This window comes from Pigmentiphaga sp. YJ18, from assembly GCF_038066655.1.
GTDB lineage: Bacteria > Pseudomonadota > Gammaproteobacteria > Burkholderiales > Burkholderiaceae_B > Pigmentiphaga.
Window position 1 is genome coordinate 377,514 of sequence record NZ_JBBUKU010000004.1, and the last position, 18,288, is coordinate 395,801.

19 protein-coding genes are annotated in these 18,288 nt (G+C 68.5%); 14 read left to right on the forward strand and 5 right to left on the reverse strand.

Going from position 1 to position 18,288, the window contains the following annotated elements:
* Positions 1-18 precede the first annotated feature (18 nt).
* Positions 19-1,653, forward strand: coding sequence for a flagellar biosynthesis protein FlhF (gene flhF, locus WKR98_RS24250; protein WP_341434883.1), 1,635 nt, complete (start codon positions 19-21; stop codon positions 1,651-1,653).
* Positions 1,654-1,701: 48 nt separating this feature from the next.
* A complete protein-coding gene (locus WKR98_RS24255; RefSeq protein ID WP_124690219.1) occupies positions 1,702-2,424 on the forward strand; it encodes an RNA polymerase sigma factor FliA in 723 nt (240 codons plus the stop codon).
* Between the two features lie 18 nt (positions 2,425-2,442).
* On the opposite strand, the gene WKR98_RS24260 is transcribed toward WKR98_RS24255, so the two are convergent.
* From WKR98_RS24260 to flgA, 3 genes are all read right to left on the reverse strand, one after another.
* Positions 2,443-2,799, reverse strand: coding sequence for a hypothetical protein (locus WKR98_RS24260; RefSeq protein WP_341434884.1), 357 nt, complete (start codon positions 2,797-2,799; stop codon positions 2,443-2,445).
* Positions 2,796-3,086: a flagellar biosynthesis anti-sigma factor FlgM gene (gene flgM / locus WKR98_RS24265; protein WP_341434885.1), complete on the reverse strand. Its 291-nt coding sequence runs from the start codon at positions 3,084-3,086 to the stop codon at positions 2,796-2,798. Before flgM ends, WKR98_RS24260 begins: the two co-directional genes overlap by 4 nt.
* 166 nt (positions 3,087-3,252) lie before the next feature.
* Positions 3,253-3,972, reverse strand: a complete 720-nt coding sequence (gene flgA, locus WKR98_RS24270) for a flagellar basal body P-ring formation chaperone FlgA (protein ID WP_124690216.1) — start codon at positions 3,970-3,972, stop codon at positions 3,253-3,255.
* 178 nt (positions 3,973-4,150) lie between these two features.
* Here flgA and flgB point away from each other — a divergent pair, with 178 nt between their 5' ends.
* The 12 genes from flgB to WKR98_RS24330 all read left to right on the forward strand — a co-directional run bounded on the left by flgB (position 4,151) and on the right by WKR98_RS24330 (position 15,756).
* Positions 4,151-4,570, forward strand: coding sequence for a flagellar basal body rod protein FlgB (flgB, locus tag WKR98_RS24275; protein WP_341434886.1), 420 nt, complete (start codon positions 4,151-4,153; stop codon positions 4,568-4,570).
* Positions 4,571-4,586: 16 nt separating this feature from the next.
* A complete protein-coding gene (flgC, locus tag WKR98_RS24280) occupies positions 4,587-4,997 on the forward strand; it encodes a flagellar basal body rod protein FlgC (protein WP_124690214.1) in 411 nt (136 codons plus the stop codon).
* Between the two features lie 20 nt (positions 4,998-5,017).
* Positions 5,018-5,677: a flagellar hook assembly protein FlgD gene (locus WKR98_RS24285; RefSeq protein WP_124690213.1), complete on the forward strand. Its 660-nt coding sequence runs from the start codon at positions 5,018-5,020 to the stop codon at positions 5,675-5,677.
* A 60-nt stretch (positions 5,678-5,737) separates the two neighbouring features.
* Positions 5,738-6,997, forward strand: a complete 1,260-nt coding sequence (flgE, locus tag WKR98_RS24290; RefSeq protein ID WP_124690212.1) for a flagellar hook protein FlgE — start codon at positions 5,738-5,740, stop codon at positions 6,995-6,997.
* Positions 6,997-7,740, forward strand: coding sequence for a flagellar basal-body rod protein FlgF (gene flgF / locus WKR98_RS24295; RefSeq protein WP_124690211.1), 744 nt, complete (start codon positions 6,997-6,999; stop codon positions 7,738-7,740). The genes flgE and flgF overlap by 1 nt, the downstream gene beginning before the upstream one ends.
* Positions 7,741-7,810: 70 nt before the next feature.
* The gene (gene flgG, locus WKR98_RS24300) at positions 7,811-8,593 is read left to right on the forward strand and encodes a flagellar basal-body rod protein FlgG (protein ID WP_087841473.1); all 783 of its coding nucleotides are present in this window, start codon (positions 7,811-7,813) and stop codon (positions 8,591-8,593) included.
* Positions 8,594-8,604: 11 nt separating this feature from the next.
* Positions 8,605-9,309 carry a flagellar basal body L-ring protein FlgH gene (locus tag WKR98_RS24305; RefSeq protein ID WP_124690210.1) on the forward strand — a complete coding sequence of 235 codons (705 nt, stop codon included), beginning with the start codon at positions 8,605-8,607 and terminating at the stop codon, positions 9,307-9,309.
* 11 nt (positions 9,310-9,320) lie between these two features.
* Entirely contained in the window at positions 9,321-10,442 is a 1,122-nt protein-coding gene (locus WKR98_RS24310; RefSeq protein WP_192901761.1) for a flagellar basal body P-ring protein FlgI, read from the forward strand.
* Positions 10,442-11,527 (forward strand): flagellar assembly peptidoglycan hydrolase FlgJ, encoded by a 1,086-nt coding sequence (gene flgJ, locus WKR98_RS24315; RefSeq protein WP_124690209.1) that lies wholly within the window; start codon positions 10,442-10,444, stop codon positions 11,525-11,527. Before WKR98_RS24310 ends, flgJ begins: the two co-directional genes overlap by 1 nt.
* A 120-nt stretch (positions 11,528-11,647) precedes the next feature.
* A complete protein-coding gene (gene flgK, locus WKR98_RS24320; RefSeq protein ID WP_341434887.1) occupies positions 11,648-13,549 on the forward strand; it encodes a flagellar hook-associated protein FlgK in 1,902 nt (633 codons plus the stop codon).
* A 20-nt stretch (positions 13,550-13,569) separates the two neighbouring features.
* Entirely contained in the window at positions 13,570-14,784 is a 1,215-nt protein-coding gene (gene flgL, locus WKR98_RS24325; RefSeq protein ID WP_124690207.1) for a flagellar hook-associated protein FlgL, read from the forward strand.
* Positions 14,785-14,856: 72 nt separating this feature from the next.
* The gene (locus WKR98_RS24330) at positions 14,857-15,756 is read left to right on the forward strand and encodes a response regulator (protein ID WP_124690206.1); all 900 of its coding nucleotides are present in this window, start codon (positions 14,857-14,859) and stop codon (positions 15,754-15,756) included.
* Between the two features lie 264 nt (positions 15,757-16,020).
* On the opposite strand, the gene WKR98_RS24335 is transcribed toward WKR98_RS24330, so the two are convergent.
* Both WKR98_RS24335 and WKR98_RS24340 read right to left on the reverse strand, forming a co-directional pair.
* A complete protein-coding gene (locus WKR98_RS24335) occupies positions 16,021-16,653 on the reverse strand; it encodes a response regulator (protein ID WP_124690205.1) in 633 nt (210 codons plus the stop codon).
* On the reverse strand, positions 16,650-18,272 hold the full coding sequence (locus WKR98_RS24340) for a sensor histidine kinase (RefSeq protein WP_124690204.1): 1,623 nt from the start codon (positions 18,270-18,272) through the stop codon (positions 16,650-16,652). Before WKR98_RS24340 ends, WKR98_RS24335 begins: the two co-directional genes overlap by 4 nt.
* Between the last annotated feature and the right edge of the window lie 16 nt (positions 18,273-18,288).

Consider the following 18,288-nt stretch of genomic DNA (forward strand, 5'->3'; position numbering starts at 1 on the left):
CCTCCAGGTGCCCGCTCCATGAAGTTCCGCAAATTCATCGCTGCCTCCACGCGGGATTGCCTGCGCATGATGCGCGAGGCGCTGGGGGCCGATGCCATGATCGTGTCGACCCGGCGCACCACGGCGGGAGTCGAGGTGGTCGGCATCCGCGCGCAGGACATGCCCACGGCCGACGAGGTCGGGGGCGAAGTGGCCCATGCGGCCGTCGCTTCGGCGCCGGCGGCCGACGCTCCCCAGGGAGAGCAGGCGATCCGGCCGGCCCTGTGGGACGGCATGGAAGACGAGTCCGTGCGTCTGTCGCCAGCGGCTCGCGTGCTGGCGCTGCATGGCGAGACGGCCGAGCGCGCGGCCCCGGCCCCCCAGGTGCCGCCGGAAGCCGCGGTATCGGAGCCTCCGCGCGCCGAGTGGCCGCGCTTGCAGGAAGGCCAGATTTCGCATCTGGTGCGCGCGGGCGGCGACTATGCCGATCCGGCGCACGCGATGGCGGTGGCCGCCGCCGAGGGCGGTGCGGACAAGCCCGTGCTGCGCCTGGGCGCGAGCCGCCCGCCCGCGGACAAGCGTGCCGCGCCGCGCGCGGGCGGGCCCGCCGAGCGTCCGGCCAGGCCCGCCGCGCCGGCCGCGCCCGCCAGGCCGGCAGTCCCCGCCGCGGTGACGGCACGGCTGGATGAGCAGGATCGCGCCGAACTGGCGAGCCGGGTGGCCGATCCCATCGTCAGCGAGATGCGTTCGATGCGCGACTGGTTGGCGCATCAGATGGATGCGATGACGTGGCGCGACAGCACCCAGCGCCACCCGCTGCGCCGCGAGCTATGGCGGCGCATGGTCGATTGCGGTTTCACGCCGGAACTGGCGCGCAGCGTCGCCTCGCGCCTGCCGGCCACGCAGGGGGTGGACGAGGTCGATCGATGGCTGGCCGAGGTGCTGGTCCGCAACCTGGCCTGCGTCGATGCCGAGGCCAGCATCGTCGCGCAAGGCGGGCGCTATGCCATCGTCGGCCCCACGGGCGTGGGCAAGACGACCACCACCGCCAAGATCGCGGCCCATTGCGTGGTCAGGTACGGCGCCGGCGCGCTGGGGCTGATCTCGACCGACCAGAACCGCATCGGCGCGGTGGACCAGCTCCATACCTTCGGCCGCATCCTCGGGGTGGAGGTGTACGCCGCGAAGGGCGCGAGCGACCTCGACGTCCTGCTGGCCAGCATGACGGACCGCAAGCTGGTGCTGATCGATACGGCAGGCGTGAGCCAGCGCGATACGCACATGGCGCGCCACCTGCAGGCCATCTCCGCCGAAGGCGTCAAGCGGTTGCTAGTGATACCCGGCGGTTCGCACGCCGAGCAGGCCGAGGACATCGTGAACGGCTATTCGGCCGGCGGGCTGGCGGGCATGGTGGTGTCCAAGCTGGACGAAGCCGTGCGCCTGGGCGGTGTGCTGGACGCGGCCATTCGCCATCGCGTGCCGCTGCACTACATGACCAACGGCCAGCGCGTGCCCGAGGACATCCATGTCGCCAACGCGCGGCTCCTGGTGCATCGGGCGCTGCGCGTGCGCAATGCGCCGGTGTTCGCGCTCGAGGCCGAGGAACTCGATTGGGCGTGCGCGCCGGCGGTACCGCCGATCGAATCGACACCTTCGCAACCGGAGCAGGCCTGACCATGAGGCCCATGTATTTCCGCCCCGAACCTGGCCAGCGAGAGATGAATGTATACGCGTGAAGGAACCCTGGCGCGCGAGACGAACGTCGAACAGTACGTGCCCATGGTGCGCCGCATGGCTCACCACATGGTGGCGCGGTTGCCCGCCAGCGTGCAGATCGAGGACCTGATCCAGGCCGGCATGCTGGGCCTGCTCGATGCGCTGGGCCGCTTCGAGGAGGGGCTGGGCGCGCAATTCGAGACCTACGCCACTCAGCGCATACGCGGCGCGATGCTTGACGAATTGCGCCGGGGTGACTGGCTGCCGCGCAGTGTCCGGCAGGTCCAGCGCAAGATCGAGGCGGCCATGCACCGCAGCGAGCAGAAGCTGGGTCGATCGCCCACCGACACCGAGATGGCGGCCGAACTCGAGGTGGAACTGGGCGACTACCAGCAGATGCTGGCCGACGCCCGGGGCGTGCAGCTGTTCCACTACGAGGACCTGGACAGCGGCGAGGATGCCGACGACTACCTGGACCGGCACATGCCGGCCGACGGCGCGGGCGATCCCCAGGCCCGTCTGTCGGACCGCCGCTTCCGCGAGGCCGTGGTCAACGGCATCGAGCGCCTGCCCGAGCGAGAGAAGCTGGTGATGGGCATGTACTACGAGCAGGAAATGAACTTCAAGGAGATCGCCGCGGTGCTGGGCGTGACCGAATCGCGGATCTGCCAGCTGCATTCGCAGGCGGTGTCGCGCCTGCGTACGCGCCTGAAGGAGTGGGGGCGCTAGCCGCCGGCGTGATGCCGGTCAGCGCGACAACTGGCCGGAGGCGGAGTAGGACAGGTCGGCGCCGCTGATGCGCGCCAGCGCCGCGTAGCGGGCCGAGGCCGAGACGGTATTGAGCGTGGCCAGTTCCACGCCGATCTTCAGCGGATGGGCGGCCTTGGCCAGTCGTTCGCGCCAGGCCTGCCGCACTTCCGGCCGTGCCGATTGCAGGCCGGGCAGGGCGCGCGGGATGGCGCGCTGCACGTCCAGCACGCGCAGGCTCAGGTCCTGGGTGGCGGCGTCGATGCGCTGGGTGTCCATGCCGGCAACGGCCTGCGCCAGCGCCTGGCCGGCGGCACTGCAGCGTTCGACGATTTGCGAGAATTCCTCGGGCGTCATGGCTGGCGCGCCAGGCCGCTTTCGATTTCCAGCAGGCGGTCGGCCACGACCTCGGCGTTCACGGTGAATTCGCCGTTGCGGATGGCCTGCTTGATGCGCTCGACGTTCTCGGCATTGAAGGGGGCCTCGCCCGCCGACAACTGGCTGGCGGCCAGCGACGACAACTGGACCTGGGCGGGTTGCGATCCGCTCGCGGGCGCCGGAGCGGGCGTCGCGGAGCGGGTTTCCGTGCCCTGGGCGGGCCGGGAAACCTTGATTGAATCGGGACCCTTTTGCGTGATCTTCACGTTGACTCCATCTTGCTGCCGCTGTGGAGTGGTCGCGCCAACCCCGGCAGATGAGGCAATTATCGGCGCCTGCGTGCCGAACTTTAGCACCGGCGTGCCGGGCATGGGCCTATTGCGCTACAGGATGTAAGCACCGCGTGGCGATTTGAAACGCAGGCGTCAACCGCTAGAGGTTGACCTCGATCTCCCGGTCTTCGCGCAGGATGCCCGCCACCGTACGGCCCGAGTCGAGCTGGACGCGCGCGGTCTGGCCCGGGCTGGCCGCGTGCAGCATCCGGCCGGTGGCCTTGATGACGAAGCCCGCGCCGTTCAACACCACCTGCACCGGGTCGCCCGATCCCAGGTGGGCGCGCGACTGCACGGCGGTAGGCGGGATGGGGTCGCCGGCCTTGAGCGGACGCGTGACGGTCGAGCCTTCCAGCTGGCGAGGGTCGGTGGCGACGCCGCGGGGCCAGGCGGCCACGTTCACCTCGGCCAGCGACCAGTCGCTTTCGCGCAGCACGGTCCCCGCGGGCAGGGGGCGGCTGGGCACGGGCACGGACACGAGCAGCGCCACCTCGGCCGGGATGCGGATCTGCCAGGGCTGGTGCGCGCAGCGCAGGCCGATGGAGGTCTTGCCGGTAGGTCTGCCGCCGGCGGGCAGGAAAACCAGGGGCGTGCACGGCGCCTGGGCGATGCGTTCGGCGCCCTGTTCCTGGATGTGGATGTCCAGGCGGCCTCCCAGCGTGGCGGCCGCGGCGGCGGCGCGCGCTTCCAGCAGTTGCCGGCCGCGCTCGATCAGGTCGGCGGAGGACGGCGAGGTAGCGGGCGTATCCGCCCAGGCGGGAAGCTGCGCCAGGGCGGCCAGCAGGAGCGTCGCGGCGACCGCGCGGCCGGACCGTTTCATGAAGCGAGTCTCCGGGATTCTCGAGGGACGCGACACTCTATCGCGGCCCCGGTGGCCGGAAGGTGAAAACAAGGATGAAAAAGATGCCGTACTCCGCCTTTGTCCGTGGCAGGGAATCCGAATAATGGCGATACCTGCGAAAAGGGCCCGGCGCCCGCCCGCACGTACAGGAGGTCATGTGATCAGCCGCATAGGCGACGAACTGATGTTCAACACGCAAGCCCTGGAGCTGCGTGCCCGCCGCCAGGAGGTCCTGGCGGCCAACCTGGCCAATGCCGAGACGCCCAACTACAAGTCGCGCGACTTCGATTTCGGCGCCGCGCTGCGGGCCGCCACGGGCACGCCCGAGGTGGATGCCGCGCAGGCGCCGCTGCGGATGTCGGCCACGGATGCCCGCCATCTGCGAGGCGATGCCGGGGATGGCCTGCCGGTGGCGTTGAAGTACCGCACGCCCGCCCAGGCCTCGATCGACGGCAACTCCGTCGATCCCGACCTGGAGCGCACGCGGTTCGCCGACAACGCGCTGCGCTACGACGCCGCGCTGCGCATGCTGAACGGGCAGATCCAGACGCTCCAGCGCGCGATCCAGAACAACTGAACGAGGCGGTATCCCCATGTCGATGAGCAAGGCATTCGAGATCGCCGGGTCGGCGCTGACTGCCAACAGCCAGCGCCTGAGCGCGGTGGCCAGCAATCTCGCCAACGCCGAGAGCGTGAGCGGGCCGGACGGCCAGGTCTATCGCGGCCGCAAGGTGGTGTTCGAGTCCTATCTCGTTCCGGGCGCCGTGGCCGGCGGCAACGGCGTGCGCGTGCGCGAGGTGCTGACCGATCCCTCGCCGCCCAAGCGTATCTACGATCCGAAGCACCCCATGGCCGACGCCGAGGGCTACATCAGCATGCCGAACGTCGAGGTCGTCGATGAAATGGTCGACATGATCGCCGCCTCGCGCGCCTACCAGACCAACGTCGAGGTCATGAACACTGCCAAGACCTTGATGCAGAAAACACTGACCCTGGGCACCTAGGCCCCAGGCAAGGAATCCGCATGGCCGTTTCCAACGTCAACAGCAACACCGGGGCCGGTGCCTCGGGCAGCTCCCTGGCCGCCTCGTCCGCGGAGGAGCTGTCCAACCGCTTCCTGACCATGCTGACCGCGCAGATGCGCAACCAGGACCCGCTCAATCCGCTCGACAATGCCGAGCTGACGTCGCAGCTGGCCCAGATCAGCACCGTCACGGGCATCAGCCAGCTCAACACGACCATGCAGTGGCTGGGCTACAGCATGGGCAGCCTGCAGGCCACGCAGGCGGCGTCGCTGATCGGCCGCAAGGTCATGCTGTCGGGCGACGGGATGACCCTGGCCGAGGGCAAGGCCGAGGGCGGCTATGTGCTGACCATTCCAGTCGAGAACGCCGAGCTGGTCGTGAAGAACGCCGATGGCGTCGAGGTCGCGCGCAGGACGCTGGCCGATGTCGATGCCGGGGTGCATACCTTCACCTGGGACGGCAAGAACGCGAAGGGCGAGACGCTGCCGGACGGCGACTACAAGTTCGAGGTGCTGGTCGGGCAGGGCACCCAGGTGGGCAACGCGCCGCCGCTGAGCGTGACCCAGATCACGTCGGTGCGGCCGTCCTCGGGATCGACCACGGTCGTCGACGCCAAGGGCAACCTCGTCAACCTGTCCGACGTCTACCAGGTCTGGTAGCGCCTTGCGTCCCGCCCCGAATTCCCGGATACCGAATCAGATAGTGCAAGGAACCCTGCGATGAGCTTCCAACAGGCATTGAGCGGCCTGAACGCCGCCGGCAAGAACCTCGACGTGATCGGCAACAACGTCGCCAACGCCAACACCGTCGGCTTCAAGGCCGCGCGGGCCGAGTTCGCCGACGTCTACGCGTCGACGGTGCTCGGCACCTATTCCAACAACATCGGTATCGGTACCAAGCTCAATTCCGTCACGCAGATGTTCACCCAGGGCGCGATCTCGGTCACGTCCAATCCGTTCGACGTCGCCATCTCGGGAGAAGGCTTCTTCCGCATGGACAACGCCGGGTCCATCGTCTATTCGCGCAACGGCCAGTTCCACCTGGACGCCAACGGCTACGTGGTCAACGCCAACGGCCTGCGCCTGACGGGCTACGTCGCCGACGCCAATGGCAACATCAATGCCGCCCAGCCGCAGCCGCTGCGGCTGACGGTCAGCTCGATCGAGGCTCGCGGCACCTCCGAGGTCACGCAGGGTTCGGTGCTCGATTCCCGCGCCGAGCCGATCGACGGCACCGCCAAGCCCTTCGATCCCGAGGACTCGACCACCTATACCCATGCCACGTCCATCGCGGTCTACGACTCGCTGGGCAACACGCACACGCTGTCCACGTTCTACGTGAAGCGCGAACCGGGCCAGTGGGAGGTCTATACCGCGCTGAACGGCAACGTCACCAATACCGACACCGACGGCGACGGATTGCCGAACGGCGCGCCGCTGGTGTTCGACGCCTCGGGCAAGATCGACCTGGCGGCTTCGAACAACGGCGTGTTCCAGGTCAATGTCGACGCCGCCACGCTGGGTACCGGCGCGACCGCGCTGAACATCAGCTACAACATGGCGTCCACTTCGCAGACCGGGCAGGCATTCAGCAACGAATTGCAGCGCCAGGACGGCTACACCTCGGGACGTCTGACCAGCTTCACGATCGACGAGAACGGCATCCTGAAGGCCAACTACTCCAACCAGCAGTCGCGGGCGCAAGGCCAGATCACGCTGGTGTCCTTCGTCAACCCGCAGGGCCTGGTCTCGGCGGGCAGCAACAACTTCCTGGAAACGATCCTGTCCGGCGGCCCGCGCATCGGCGTGCCGGGATCGAGCAACTTCGGCACCGTGACCTCGGGCGCGCTGGAAGACGCCAACGTCGACCTGACCGGTGAACTGGTGAACATGATCACCGCCCAGCGGGTCTACCAGGCCAACGCGCAGACGATCAAGACCCAGGATTCGCTGATGCAGACTCTGGTCAACATGCGCTGATGGACAGGGCCCTTTACATTGCCGCGACCGGCGCCCGTGAACTGATGCGGCGCCAGGACGTGCAGACCAACAATCTGGCGAACGCGCTGACGCCGGGGTTCCGGGCCGAGATCGCGGCCCAGCGGACGGCGCCCGTGGTCGGCGGGCCGGGCTTGCGGACGCGCGCCTACGCGGTCGAGTCGACGCCGGGCGCCGACATGTCGGCCGGCGCGATGATGGCGACCGGGCGCGAGCTGGATGTCGCGGTCCAGGGCGAAGGCTGGTTCGCCGTGCGCACGGCGGACGGCGGCGAGGCCTATACCCGTGCCGGCGGCTTCCAGACCACGGCGGACGGCATGCTGGTCGACGTGGCCGGGCGCCCGGTGCTGGACCCGAATGGCGAACCCATCCTGATTCCGCCCGACACCAAGGTGCAGGTCAATACCGACGGGTCGATCTCCTCCGTGCCCGAGGTCGACCGGGTGCAGGCCGCGCAGATCGCCAACCTCAAGCTGGTGAACCCGCCGGGGAACACGCTGGCGCGCGGCGCGGACGGCCTTTTCCGCCTGCGCCAGGGCGGCATCGCGCCGGCGGCCGATGGGGTGCGCGTGGCGGGCGGCATGCTCGAGGGCAGCAACGTGAACGCGGTGGAAACCATGGTGGGCATGATCGCCGCGGCGCGTCACTACGACGTGCAGATACAGCTCATGCAGAACACCGACCAGAACCAGCGGTCGGCCACCCAGATACTGAGCATGACCTGACCGCGGGCCCGGCCCGGCGGCGATGGAATTTTGCGTAGTGCGGCGCATGCCGCGATAAGGATCAAGCACCATGATGCGTTCTCTCTGGATCGCGAAGACCGGCCTGGATGCGCAGCAGACCCAGCTGGACGTCATCTCGAACAACCTCGCCAACGTCAGCACCAATGGCTACAAGCGTTCGCGCGCGGTGTTCGAGGACCTGCTCTACCAGACCATGCGGCCGGCCGGCACGCAAACCACGCAGCAGAACCAGGTGCCCGCGGGACTGACGCTGGGAACGGGATCGCGGCCCGTGGCCACGGTGCGCAACTATGCTCAGGGCGCCTTGCAGCAGACCAGCAGCAGCTTCGACCTGTCGGTCAACGGCGCCGGCTTCTTCCAGGTGCAGCTGCCCGACGGCACGCTGGCCTATACGCGCGACGGCAGCTTCCAGATCGACAGCCAGGGGCAGCTCGTGACCAACAACGGCCTGGTCATCGATCCGGGCATCGTGGTGCCGGAAGGCGTCAAGGAAGTCGCCATCGGCCAGGACGGCGTGGTGACGGCGACGGTGGCGGGCCAGACCCAGCCGGTCCAGCTGGGCCAGCTGCAACTGGCGACCTTCATCAACCCGCCGGGCCTGCAGCCGCTGGGCCAGAACCTCTTCGGCGAGACCGCCGCCTCGGGCGTGCCGGTGGTCAACGTGCCCGGCTTGAACGGCGCGGGCCTGATCAACCAGGGCTACGTCGAGGCGTCCAACGTCAACGTGGTCGAGGAACTGGTCGGCATGATCCAGACCCAGCGCGCGTACGAAATCAATTCGCGGGCCATTACCACGGCCGACCAGATGCTCCAGCGCATCTCGCAGCTCTGAGGAAGGCCGGGATGAAGCAAGCGTTCAGGCCGCGTGTCCGTGGCGCCAGGGCCATCGCCGGGATGACGATCCTGGCGGGGCTGGCCGCCTGCGCCACGCCCAAGGTCGACATCGACGGGCCGACCACGGCCCGGCCGCTGGATCCCGTGGCCTACAACGCGAACCGCCGGCCCACCGGCGGCATATTCGGCACCGCGCCCGGCTATCGTCCGCTGTTCGAGGACGTGCGCGCGCGCAACATCGGCGACACGCTGGTCGTGCGCCTGGAAGAACACATCAATTCGTCCCAGCGCAACAACACCTCGGCGCAGCGGTCGGCCTCGGCCTCGGTGGGGGTTCCATCCATCAACAAGCTGCCCGGTTCCGGCATCCTGCGCGGCCTGGGCGTGCAGGGCGAGAGCGAGAACCGTTTCAACGCCCGCGGCGAGACCGGTGCCACCAACATCCTGTCGGGCACGATCACCGTGACCGTGGTCGAAGTGCTGGCCAACGGCAACATGCGCGTCTCGGGCGAAAAGCAGATCGGCACCAACCGCGAGACCGAACGCGTGCGTTTCTCCGGCGTGGTCAACCCGACCCACATCGTCGGCGGCAACTCGGTCAGCTCGACCCAGGTCGCCGACGCCCGCATCGAATACCGGGGGCAGGGCGCGATCGACGAGGCCCAGACGGTGGGCTGGCTGTCGCGCTTCTTCTACTCGTTCCTGCCGTTCTGAGCGCGCGCGGCATGAACCAACATCCGTTTCTCGCCGCCTGCCTGCGCCTTGCCGTGGCGATGCTGTGCGCGCTGCTCGTGCCCGCGGCCCAGGCGGCGCGGGTCAAGGACCTGGCCAACGTCCAGGGCGTACGCAACAACCAGCTGGTGGGCTACGGCCTGGTCGTGGGCCTGGACGGCACGGGCGACCAGACCACGCAGACGCCGTTCACCACCCAGTCGCTGATGTCCATGCTGTCCAACCTGGGCATCAACGTGCCCCCCGGCACGCGGCTCCAGCTCAAGAACGTGGCGGCGGTGATGGTGACCACCATGCTGCCGCCGTTCTCGCAGCCGGGCCAGCAGGTCGACGTGACGGTCAGCTCCATGGGCAACGCCAAGTCGCTGCGGGGCGGCACGCTGCTGCTGACGCCGCTCAAGGGGCTGGACGGGCAGGTCTATGCGATGGCGCAGGGCAGTGTGTCGGTGGGCGGCGCGGGCGCGTCGGCGGCGGGCAGCCGCGCGCAGATCAACCACCTGAGCGCGGGCCGCATCCCGGCCGGCGCCACGGTGGAGCGGGACGTGCCGACGCCGTTCGCAGGCGACGGCGCGCTGAGGCTGGAGCTGACGACCGCCGATTTCTCGACGGCGCGGTCGATGGTCGAGACCATCAACCGCCGCATCGGCCCCGGCACCGCGACCGCGCTCGACGGCCGCGTCATCGAACTGCGCGCGCCGTCGTCGCCCGATGCCCGGGTCGCCTTCATGGCGCAGATCGAGGACCTGGAGGTCGTGGGCAGCCGCGCGCCGGCACGCGTGGTCATCAACGCGCGAACCGGCTCGGTCGTGATGAACCAGAGCGTGCGCCTGGCGCCGGTGGCCGTCGCGCACGGCAACTTGAGCGTCACGGTCAGCTCGGCGCCGGTGGTCAGCCAGCCGGCGCCTTTCTCGGGCGGCCAGACGGTGGTGACCGAGCGCGCCGACATCGAGATCAGGCAGAGCGGCGGCGCCATCGTGCACCTGGATGGCGGTGCCCAGCTGGCGGAGGTGGTCAAGGCGCTGAACCTGCTCGGCGCCACGCCGCAAGACCTCATCTCCATCCTGCAGGCACTGAAGACCGCGGGTGCGTTGACCGCCGAACTGGAGATCATCTGATGAGCAAGATGGACAGCGCGATGCAGCGGGGCGGCATGGCGATCGATGCTCGCTCGCTGGAAAACCTGAAGCTGCAGGCGCGGCGCGACCAGACGGGAACCGTCAGGCAGGCCGCCCGCCAGTTCGAGGCGCAGTTTGCCCAGATGTTGCTGTCGCAGATGCGGCAGACGTCGCTCGCGGGCGACGGGCCGCTGGCCCAGGCCCTGAACAGCCCCGCCTCGCAGACCTGGCGGGGGATGCTGGACCAGCAGATGGCGCAGAAGCTGGCCGGCGTGGCCGAGGCGGGCAGCGGTCCCGCGCCGGCGCGCAGCGGCCTCGGGCTGGCCGACATGCTGGAGAAGCAGCTGACCCGCAGCACCGTATCGCCGGAGTCCCTGCGCCGCGCTGGATTGCCGCTGTCCATGTCCACGCTGGAACTGGCGCGGGGCCGGACCATCGGCACCCCCTCCACGGCGACCAGCGGCATGATAGGCGGCATGGACGCTGCGGCGCTGGCGGGCGGATCGGCCCCGGCGCGCCGCATCCAGAACGGCCGGTTCGGCTCCCAGCCCGTCTACGCGCCGCCCGCGGCGGCCAGCGCCAAACCGGCGGCCGAGACGCGCGCCGCGCCCGCCTCCGCGGAGGAAATACGCGCCGAGTTCCTGGGCAAGTTCCTGCCCGCGGCCAGGCGCGCGGAAGCCGCGACCGGGATCCCGGCCGCCTACATCCTGGGCCAGGCCGCGCTGGAGTCGGGCTGGGGACGGCGCGAGATCCGCGGCGCCCAGGGCGAAGCCAGCCACAACCTGTTCGGAATCAAGGCGACGGGCTGGGACGGCCGCACCGTGCGCACCCGCACGACCGAATACCGCAACGGCACGCCGGAACGCGTGACCGCCGAGTTCCGCGCCTACGATTCCTACGAACAGGCGTTCGAGGACTACGCGCGCCTGCTGGCGTCGAACCCGCGCTATGCCAAGGTGCTGCAGTCGGCCGGCAACGCCGAGCAGTTCGCGCAGGGCCTGCAGCGGGCCGGCTACGCGACCGACCCCAGGTATGCCGAGAAGCTGGGCAGCACCATCCGGCGCGCCATGCAGATCGTCGTCTAGCGGCGGATCCGAGCGGGCAGGAGGCCGCCGGCATGCTCAAGCTTGGGCGCCGGCGTCCGTTAAGAGAGACATCAGCCGTGCAAGGCGCCGCCGCGCACGCCAGGCAGTCCGCATGAAACCATGACCACGAACATCACCAACATCGCATTGACCGGATTGCGCGCCGCCCAGGCCGGGTTGGCCGTCACCGCCAACAACATCTCCAATCAGGGGACGCCCGGGTATTCGCGCCAGCAGGTGATGCTGCAGTCGGCCATGTCGAACTTCAGCGGCGCCGGCTATTTTGGGCAGGGCGTGGACGTCGTCACGGTCCAGCGCGCCTACAGCGATTTCCTGTCCAGCCAGGCCAGCCAGTCGGCATCGACGCTCAGCTATCTCTCCACCTATTCGGACCAGATGAGCGGCCTGATCAACCGGCTCGGTTCGGTGGATACCGGGATCAACCAGAGCCTGAACGCGCTGTATTCGGCCATGGGCCGCTTCAGCCAGAACCCCGCCGAGACCGCGTCGCGGCAGGCCGCCCTGGCGGCGGCGCAATCGACGGCGGCGCGCTTTCGCGCCGTCAGCGAGGACCTCTCCACCCTGAGCCAGGGCATCGACAACCAGGCCAGCGCCACGGTGGGGCAGATCAACCAGCTGGTGCAGAGCATCGCCGCCTACAACGCCAAGATCGGCGACGCCTATGGAACCGGCCAGGGCCAGTCGCCCAATGCCTTGCTGGACCAGCGCGATGTGCTGGTGCGCGAACTGGGCAAGCTGACGGGCATCACCACCAGCACGCAGGGCACGAGCGTCAACGTCTACCTGACCAACGGCCAGCCGCTGGTCCTGGAGCAGGTGGCCTCGCAACTGCGGATCGACACTCGCGACCCGAATTCGCCCACCGGCACCAGCCTGTCGCTAACCGTCGGCGGCCACACCATGCAGCTCAACCAGGGCGACATCGACGGCGGCCAACTGGGCGCGCTGCTGCAATTCCGGGACAACGAACTGGCCCAGGCCCAGTCCGAACTGGGGCGCCTGGCCATCGCCATGGCGGCGGCCTACAACCAGCAGCAGCAATTCGGCCTGGACAGCAACGGCCAACCGGGCCAGGCCCTGTTTCGCATCGGCAATCCCGTGGCCGTGGGCCAGCGTGGCAATACCGGCGATGCGCGGCTGGCGGTGGGTATCGCCGACACGCGCTCGCTGACCGGCAGCGACTACCAGTTGACCCGGGTGGGCAGCGAGTACGTCGTGACCCGGCTGGACGACGGTACCGAGCTGGGCCCGTTCTCGTCGCTGCCGCAGAACGTGGACGGCCTGACCATCGGCCTGGCCGACGGCGACCTGGCCGACGGCGACACCTTCACGATCAAGGTCGCCAGCCAGGCCGCGGCGGGCGTCGAGGTGACACTTGCCGACCCCGGCAAGCTGGCCGCCGCGGCCCCCATGGGCCTGGTGACGGCGGACACCAATACCGGCACGGCGCAGGCGTCGCGCCTGCGCTCGGTCGAGTCCGGCAGCCCCGACTACGGCACCTCGGTTACCGTCCGCTTCACGTCCGCCACCGGCTACGAACTGCTGGGCGAAGATGGCACCGTCCTGTCGACGGGCCTTCTGCAACCGCCGCAGCAGACCATTTCCCACAACGGCTGGGCCTTCGACCTGGCCGGCATCCCGGCCGCCGGGGACACCATTACCGTCAAGGCCGATGCGGGCGCGCCCGCGGGCGACAACCGCAACGCGCTGGCCATGGCCGGGTTGGGGACTACCCGGATCGCCGGCAGCAGCACGCTGACCGATGCCTATGCCGGGCTGATTTCCCAGGTCGGCACGCGAGCGGCTTCGCTGAACATCAGCAAGGCCGCGCAGCAGACCGCCTTCGACCAGGCGGTGGCCAGCGAACAGTCGCTGTCGGGCGTGAACCTGGACGAAGAGGGCGCCAACCTGCTGCGCTACCAGCAGGCCTACGCGGCCGCCGGCAAGGTGCTGGGCATGTCTTCCGAACTGTTCGACCAGTTGCTCGCCGCCATCCATTAACGATACGCCTACGGACCGCCATGAGAGTCAGCACCAATCAGTTCTACGACAACAGCATCCGGGCCATCAACAGCCAGCAGAGCGCGCTGCTGCAGGTCTCGCAGCAGCTGTCCGCCCAGCGCAAGCTGCTCAGCCCGTCCGACGATCCGGTCGCGGCCGGCCGCGAGGTGGCGCTGGACGCCACGCTCAAGGCCAACGAACAGATGCTGAAGAACCAGGCCGACGCCAAGGGCCTGCTCGAAGGCACCGAGAACTATCTGGTGGAAGCCGGCAATACCCTGCAACTGGCGCTGACCCGCATCGTCCAGGCGGGCGGGGGCGGGCTGAACGAGGAAAACCGGCAGTCCATCCTGGCCGATCTCAAGGGGCTGCGCGATCAGTTGATGAGCGTGGCCAATACCCAGGACGAGAACGGCAGCTACGTCTTCGCCGGCTACAAGCGCGACGGCCAGCCTTTCGTGCGCAATGCCTCCGGGGTGGTCTACCAGGGCGACGCCGGCGTGCGCCAGAGCCAGATCGGCCCCAACCGCGTGATCGACGTCAGCTTCAGCGGCAGCTACCTGTTCGGCGACATTCCCACCGGCCGCAACGGACTCGATGCCAGCGCCAGTAGCGGCAATACCGGCAGCGCCACGTTGACCGCCAGCACGGTCACCGATCGCCAGGCCTGGTCGGCCGCGGCGGCCTACGGCCCGTACACCATCGAGTTCGGCGCCGACGGCGCCTATACCGTTTCGGACAAGGACGGGGCCGAGGTCGGTACCGGCACCCTGGGCGAGGACGGCCAGACGATAGACGTCGCCGGCGTGCAGATCGGCTTCAGCGGCCGTCCCGCCGAAGGCGACAAACTGAGCTTCGGTCCGTCGCGCTCGCAAAGCGTGTTCGATACGCTGGACCAGGCCATCGCGGCCCTGGGGCAGCCCGCATCCGAGACCGAGTCCGTCTCGCGCGCCAACGCGTTGTACGAGGCCAACCTGAACCTGAACTCGGCGCTGAACCGGCTGCTCGAGGCGCGTTCGTCCATCGGCAGCCGCCTGACCGAGGTCGAGGCGGCCACCACCGCCGGCGAAACCCGTGGCGAACAGATCACCGGCGAGATCTCGCGGGTGGTGGGATCCGACCTGGAAACCATGACGGAACTGACCGGCGAACTGGCCAAACGCACGTACACTGTGCAGGCCGCGCAGCAGACTTATACGCAGATCGCCCGGATGTCCATTTTCAATTTCCTGTAAACAGGAAGGTTCCGGCGGCGGACGGATGCGAGGGTGCCGCCGGCGCGTTCACCTGGCCCCACCGGATGCTTCATGTCGCAGGAACCGTTCAACATCCTCGTCGTCGATGACGAGCCGCTCAACCTGGAAATCATTTCCGAGCACCTGTCCGATCCGCGCTATCGGCTCCGGTGCGTGCAGGACGGCATCCAGGCCTGGGACCTGTTGCAGGAGGCGGGCGTCGACTATGACCTGATCGTGCTCGACCGGATGATGCCGGGGCTGGACGGCATCGAACTCCTGACCCGCATACGCGCGGACCGCCGCCTGGCCGACATCCCGGTCATCATGCAAACCGCTGCCTCGCACCCGGCCGACGTGCTCGAAGGCATACACCGGGGCGCCTACTATTATCTGACCAAGCCGTATGAGCACGACATGCTGATCGCGGTCGTCGGCGCGGCCATCGAATTCCGCGCGCGGCAGAAGGGCTTGCGCCGCCGCCTGTCGGATGTGCACGACGTGTTCGGCCACATGCGACAGGCCGACTTCGGCTTCGTGTCCCTGGCCGAGGCCCGGCAATTGGCCTTCTTTCTGGCCAAGCTGTGCCCCGCGCCCGAGGTGGCGGTGATCGGCCTGGCCGAACTGATGGTCAACGCGGTCGAGCACGGCAACCTGGAAATCGGCTTCGTGGACAAGGGGCGCCTGAGCATGGAGGGCCGCTGGGCCGCGGAAATCCAGCGCCGCCTGTCCTTGCCCCCGTATCGCGACCGCACCGCCAGCGTCAGCTTCGTACGCGAACCCGGCCGCATCCGTTTTCGCGTCAAGGACCAGGGCCCCGGCTTCGACTGGCGAACCTACCTGGAAATCTCTCCCGACCGCGCCTTCGACATGCACGGCCGTGGCATCGCCATGGCCCGCGCCCTGACCTTCAAGGACCTGGCCTACACCGACAACGGCCGGGAGGCTATAGGCAGTATAGAGACCCCCTAGGGAAACCCACCCCCTACGCCCTTCGGGCGCCCCCTCAAGGGGGCGATGCGGGTGGACCGGCGGAGCCGGATCCACCGCATCCTGGGTCTAGTGGGGTTGTCTTGGGTTGTTGCACCGGTGCTATCGCTGGCTGCCAGCGATAGCAACCGTGCTTCAGTCCAAGATGGTTTCCCTAGACCCAGGAAACCGCGGATCTGGCTTTGCCAGTCCGCCGGTTTCGCCCCCTGGGGGGCGCCCGAAGGGCGTAGGGGGTGGGCTCCGCTTCTACTCGACCAGTTTGTGCTTCAGCGCGTAGTGGGTCAGCTCGGCGTTGTTCTTGAGCTTCATCTTTTCGAGCAGGCGCGCGCGGTAGACCGATACGGTCTTGGGCGACAGCGAGATTTCCTCGGCGATCTGGGTCAGGGTGCGGCCCGAGGCGATCATTACCATGGTCTGGTATTCGCGGTCGGACAGCAGTTCGTGCGGCGGACGTTCGTCGCCCTGGCTGAGGTGGGTGGCCAGTTGTTCGGCCAATTCCGGAGTGATGTATTTCTTGCCGCGCGCGACGGCGCGGATGGCCGCGATCACGGTCTCGGGCGGCGAGTTCTTGTGCAGGTAGCCGGCCGCGCCGGCCTTGACGCTGCGCACCGCGTACTGGTCCTCGGGGTACATGCTGAGCATGAGCACGGCGATGCGCGGCCAGCGCTCGCGCACCTGCTTGAGTCCTTCCAGCCCGTTCTTGCCGGGCATGGAGATGTCCATCAGTACGACGTCGGCCTCGGTCTTGCGCAGCACGTCGAGCAGGTCGCCGCAGTCGGCCGCTTCTCCCACCACCGAGATGCCTTCCTCGGCCTGCGCGATCTGCCGCAGGCCCGAGCGCACGATGGCGTGATCGTCGGCGAGCACCAGCCGGATCATTCCTGGTCCTCCGGTTCGTGGTGGGGGGACTTTCCTCCCGGCAGGGACAGGGTGGGGGGATTCAACGGAATCGAAATCATGAGTGTGGTTCCTCGGAAAGGCGGCGTGCCGGTCTGGGGCGAGCCGCCTATGTCCATCCAGCCGCCCAGGCCGTGGACGCGTTCCATCATGCCGCGCAGGCCGAACGAGGTGCGCTTGCGCAGCGAGTCGGACGACAGGCCGATGCCGTTGTCGCGGACTTCCAGGCTGAGCGTGCTGTCGTCGGCGAAGAGATCGACGTCCACGCGCGTGGCTTGCGCGTGCTTGAACACGTTGGTCAGGGCTTCCTGGAAGATGCGGAAGACGGCGATGGATTGTTCCAGTTCGAGCGCCAGGTCGTCCTGGTTGGTATGGACATTGACGGTGATGCCCGTGTGCTGCGCGAAATCGCGCGCCTGCCATTCGATCGCGGCGACGATGCCGAAATCGAGCACCGGCGGCCGCATGGCCCGGGCGATGCGGGAAATGGCCTCGCCCAGCGAGGCGACCATCTGTTCGGCTTCGTCCAGCAACTGCGCCGTTTCCTTTTCGCGGGAGCGGCGGCGGGCCAGCGCGAGGTCGGCGCGTATCCGCGTGACGAGGGCGCCCAGGTCGTCGTGGATTTCGCGCGCGAGTTCGGCCCGTTCGTTCTCCCGCACGCGTTCGGTGTGGCGGGAAAGTTCGCGCAACTGGCTTTCGGAGCGGCTGAGCTCCGCCTGCGCGTGGGCCAGGTGGGTGACGTCGGACAGCGCGACCACGCAGCCCGAGGGCGGGGAGCCGCTGAGCGGGCTGGCCGACACCAGCAGCTCGCGGTTTTCCCCCTTGGTTTCTATGCTGAACGGCAAACCGCGTACTTCGGTGCCGTCCAGCGCGGGCGCGATCAGCGTCAGCAGTTTCCAGGTATCGGGCTGCGAGGGCAGGGCGAACGATCGGGACAGCGTGTCGGTCGAACCCAGTCCGGTCAGGTCTTCGCAGGCCGGGCTCCACATGGTGACGGTACGTTCGCGCGAGATGGCGAACAGGGCGACCGGCGTGGCCGAGAAGACGGCGTTCAACTGGTCGTGGGCCGAGGCCAGCGCCGTTTCGGCCCGCTGCCGCTGGTCGCGGGTCTGCACTTCGCGCAGGCCGCGCTCCAGCGCGGGGGGAAGCCGGCGCAGGTTGTTCTTCATCACGTAGTCGTCGGCGCCGGCCCGCATGGCTTCGACCGCGGTTTCCTCGCCGATGGCGCCGGACACGATCAGGAAGGGGCCGCGGAATCCGACTTCCTTGGCCACCTTCAGCGCGCGCAGGCCGCTGAAGGTGGGCAGGGAGTGGTCGCTGATGATGGCGTCCCAGGCCCGTTCGGCCAGGGCCTGCCGCATGGTCGTTTCGGTGTCCACGCACTGGGCGCTGACATTCAGGCCCGCGTCGACCAGCACGGCGCGCATCAGCGTGAAATCGGCGAGCGAGTCCTCGATGAACAGGATGGCGAGCTGGGTGGCCTCGCGCGCGTCGGGGCCCAGGCCGGATGCAGCCTGGCCGGGCGCCGCCGTCATGAAGCGAGGCAGGCCGGCCGCGGAGGGGCCGGCGTTCTGCACGGAGACGGGGCCGCGATTGAACATTGCTTAATGAATCAGT